This window comes from Spirulina sp. CCY15215, from assembly GCF_016888125.1.
In the GTDB taxonomy this organism is placed as follows: Bacteria; Cyanobacteriota; Cyanobacteriia; order Cyanobacteriales; family Spirulinaceae; genus CCY15215.
In genome coordinates this window covers 1-3851 of the sequence record NZ_JACSWA010000155.1, presented here as the reverse complement: position 1 = coordinate 3851, position 3851 = coordinate 1, and the positions used below count along the sequence as shown (strand labels likewise).

At 41.8% G+C, this 3851-nt stretch carries 3 protein-coding genes; all 3 read right to left on the bottom strand.

The features are described 5' to 3' along the window. Positions 1-236 precede the first annotated feature (236 nt). On the bottom strand, positions 237-1451 hold the full coding sequence (coaBC, locus tag JUI58_RS00745) for a bifunctional phosphopantothenoylcysteine decarboxylase/phosphopantothenate--cysteine ligase CoaBC (protein ID WP_204101836.1): 1215 nt from the start codon (positions 1449-1451) through the stop codon (positions 237-239). A 66-nt stretch (positions 1452-1517) separates the two neighbouring features. After that, positions 1518-1748 (bottom strand): DUF2555 domain-containing protein, encoded by a 231-nt coding sequence (locus JUI58_RS00740; protein WP_204101837.1) that lies wholly within the window; start codon positions 1746-1748, stop codon positions 1518-1520. Between the two features lie 98 nt (positions 1749-1846). Next, positions 1847-3688, bottom strand: coding sequence for a GGDEF domain-containing response regulator (locus JUI58_RS00735; protein WP_204101835.1), 1842 nt, complete (start codon positions 3686-3688; stop codon positions 1847-1849). Positions 3689-3851: the final 163 nt, after the last annotated feature.

Here is a 3851-nt window from a genome sequence, read left to right as displayed (position 1 = left end):
CCCAAATAACGTAGTACGCGGGGTACTGAGTCTGGTCAGAATGGCTTGTCAGATTTCTCTTTCAAGCCTCACGCCTTTAGGCTGAGGTTCCTGACGAGCTTTTCTCGCGACTTGAGGTCAGCCTTTATGAGGTCTTTTCACCAGTATGCCCCAGTATCTGGCGGAATGAGCGGACAACTTTTTAAAGAATTGCAAAAGAACAAGGATTAACTCTGATTCGATTAACCGATTAATCTTTAGATTTCCCTGGCAAAGTCCAGCAGGCGATGAGCTAATTCTAATTTACTGCACGGTGCGATCGCTTCTTGTCTTCCCGCGCGATCAAGTAAAATGGCTTGATTCATCTCGCTTTTAAATCCCGCGTCTGGTATATCAACTGGGTTGGCTGCGATCGCATCTAAGTTTTTTCGGTGTAATTTTTCTAAAGCTGGCTTGACAATATCGCCTGTTTGTGCAGCAAATCCGATCAGTTTTTGATCCGGTTGTTTGCGTTTGCCCAACTCTGCTGCAATATCGGCAACAGAAGCAAGGGGAAGAGAAGAGGGGATATCTTTTTTAGCCAGTTTGCGATCGCAATAATGGGCAGGTTTCACATCGGCAACGGCAGCCGCTAAAATCGTCCAGTCTGCCTCGGGGAAGCATTCTAACATGGCCTGATCCAGTTGCTCGGCACGGGTAATGGGGATGCGGTGAACTGCTTTTGAGAGGGAGTCCAGTAAATTGTCTGCGATCGGTCCATGAATGAAGGTGACAGAAGCGCCGCGAGATAAGGCTGCTTGCGCCAAGGCAATGCCCATTTTTCCTGTGGAAGGGTTTCCTATAAAACGCACGGGATCGAGGGGTTCTCGCGTCCCTCCTCCATTGATTAAAAGACGTTTACCGATTAGATCCTGTTCACCTCGGGTATAAAGGAGAGATTGAATTACGGGAATTATTTCTTCCGGTTCCGCCATTCTTCCTGTCCCAATGCGATCGCAGGCTAATAAACCCATCCCCGGATCGATACTGTGATAGCGAGGATCTTGCCGGAGTTGCTGCCAATTCTTTTGTACTGCAAACTGTTCCCACATTTCCGTATTCATAGCGGGAACGAGAAGAACGGGACAAGAAGAAGCCAAAATAGTATTAGTGAGGAGATTATCCGCCAAACCACAGGCTAATTTTCCCAGAGTATTCGCCGTCAGGGGTGCTAAAACAAATAAATCAGCCCACTCTCCCAGTTCAATATGTAAAGGGCGAGAATGGACAGACTGCCAAAGATCGTCATCAGTATAAGCGCGATGGCGACTGAGAGTTGCAACGGTAAGGGGAGTAATAAACTGAGTGGCGCGATCGCTCAAAATGACGCGAACCTGAACCCCTGCCTTAAAAAGAGTGGAAATAACCTCACAAATCTTATAGGCGGCAATTCCTCCCGTCATTCCAATCAGAACTCTTTGATCTTGAAGCACTGGCGACAGATACTGGAGGGCAGAAAACGGGTAAGAGAACAGGTAAAAGAGAACAGATAACTGAAATTACGCTTCATCGTAGGCTTCTATATCGAGTAGATAGAGATAGGGTTCAACTAATTCAGGATTATGAAAGGCGATCGATCGCAGTAAATGCCAGTCTGCCAAGGCTTCAAAAGGATTGGCATAATCGTCTTGTTCTAATCGGTCTGCAAGTTGAGCCACATCTTCTGCGGTAATTTGAGTTAAATCTAAATCTAAAGTTAAGTTTTGTTTAGGATTGGTTTTTGTTGCCATGCCAGTCATTTCTGCACCTCCTTAGAAGCTAATTTTAATTGCCTCGATTGCCTTGTACCCCATATTCAAGAATATTATATCAAAACTGAAGCCATTAATCACCATTGAGGGTCGCGGGTGAGGAGTTTTTCTGCTTGGGTACTGTTTAGGGGTCGAGCAAAAAAATAACCTTGGCCGTATCCACAGCCCAAACTCCGCAAGAGATCGAGTTGAGAGATCGTCTCAATGCCTTCGGCAATGATTTCCATCCCTAAATTATGTGCGAGAGAAATAATTGCTTTAACGATATCTAAATTCTTACCATTTTCTTCTAATCGATGAATAAAAGAGCGATCAATTTTCAGCGTGTCTATGGGAAAGCGATGTAAATAACTTAAAGATGAATATCCCGTGCCAAAATCATCAAGGCTAATGGAAATTTTGCGAGCTTTTATTTTTTCCAAGAGAATAACAATAGATTCAGGGTGATCGATGAGAACGCTCTCGGTAATTTCTAACTTTAAATAATGGTTTTCTAAATGAACTTCTTGTAATATTTTTTCAATTTTTTCGAGGGGGTTAGCTTGAGAAAATTGACGGGCTGACATATTAACACTAATACTGAAAGGCTGTTCTCCTAAGTCGAGATTATGCCATTTTTTCAGTTGCTGACAAGATTCCTTTAAAATCCAATCTCCCAGAGGCAAAATAAGCCCCATTTCTTCTGCAACAGGGATAAAATCATCAGGATAAATAAGACCTCGTTGAGGATGATTCCAGCGAATTAAGGCTTCACAACCAATAATTTTACCTCGTATTAAAGAAATAATAGGTTGATAATATAACATAAATTCTTGACGTTCAAAAGCCCATCTCAGATCGTTTTCTAGGTGCAGTAAATTTAATGCTTGCCGGTGCATTTTAGGATTAAAAATTTCGTAACGTGCTTTTCCTAATGCCTTAGCGCGATACATTGCGATATCTGCATCGCGCAAGATCTGTTCTGGTTTTTGATAACAAATTGTTTCAGTCTCTGTTCCATAAAATTGTCGATATAATTTGTCTTGACTGACAACAATACCAATACTGATACTAATAAAAACTTCGTATTCGTAGAGATAAAAAGGGTAAGAGAGTTGGTGGTTGATACGTTCGGCAATGGTGATAATTTCTTCTTTGCTGTCAATTGCATCGAGCAAAATAGCAAATTCATCTCCACCTAAACGAGCTAGGGTATCCTCAGTACGCAAACAGTTTTGTAAGCGATCGCCAACGGCAACTAAGAGGCGATCGCCAATATTATGACCGAGAGAATCATTGACTTGTTTAAAGCGATCGCAGTCGAGAAACATGACCACAAAACTATAGTTTGGGTTTATCTTACTTTTGAGAATAGCCTCTTCCAAACGTTCTATAAATAGGGAGCGATTAGGCAGTTGCGTTAACGTATCGTGTAAGACTAAATGAAGTAATTGCTCCTGTGCTTGTTTTCGTTGCAGAACTTCTCGCTCTAACTCAAAAGTTCTTTCTCGTACTCTTTTTTCTAATTGTTTATTTAAAGTTTGTAGGGAAAGTTGCAAGCGTCGAATGGTGAGTTGACTTTCAATACGAGCAATTACTTCTTCAAATTGAAAAGGCTTTGTAATATAGTCAACTCCACCAATTCTAAAGGCTTTAATTTTATCAAGAGTCTCGTCTAAAGCACTCATAAAAATAATGGGAATTGGGGCAGTTTTAAGATTAGCTTTGAGATGTTTGCAGACCTCATAACCATTCATCCCAGGCATACAAATATCTAATAAAATCAAATCGGGAGGATTAGCATTTGCCCCCATAAGAGCAATATTTCCGTCGATCGCCACCCGCACTTTATAGCCGCGTTGTGATAAGGCCGTACTTAATAGACGGAGGTTGTCTGGGGTATCGTCAACCAGTAGAATATCTGCCTTGACTCGATTCATCAGAAAAATGGGTAGAAACCCCGTCCTTATAGGAGAGCTTTATAGGACAGCTTTATATTAGTCTCACTACCGCCTTGGAGTTGTTTAATTAGGGTGCTTTTGTATTGCACTTTTAACAGGACAATTACTGTATCTAATTAAACAACCCTGTACGCATAGCGGT

Coding starts and splice junctions, on each gene's coding strand:
- JUI58_RS00740 (WP_204101837.1), bottom strand. CDS start 1,748: ATGGCAACAAAAACCAATCCTAAACAAAACTTAACTTTAGATTTAGAT.
- JUI58_RS00735 (WP_204101835.1), bottom strand. CDS start 3,688: ATGAATCGAGTCAAGGCAGATATTCTACTGGTTGACGATACCCCAGAC.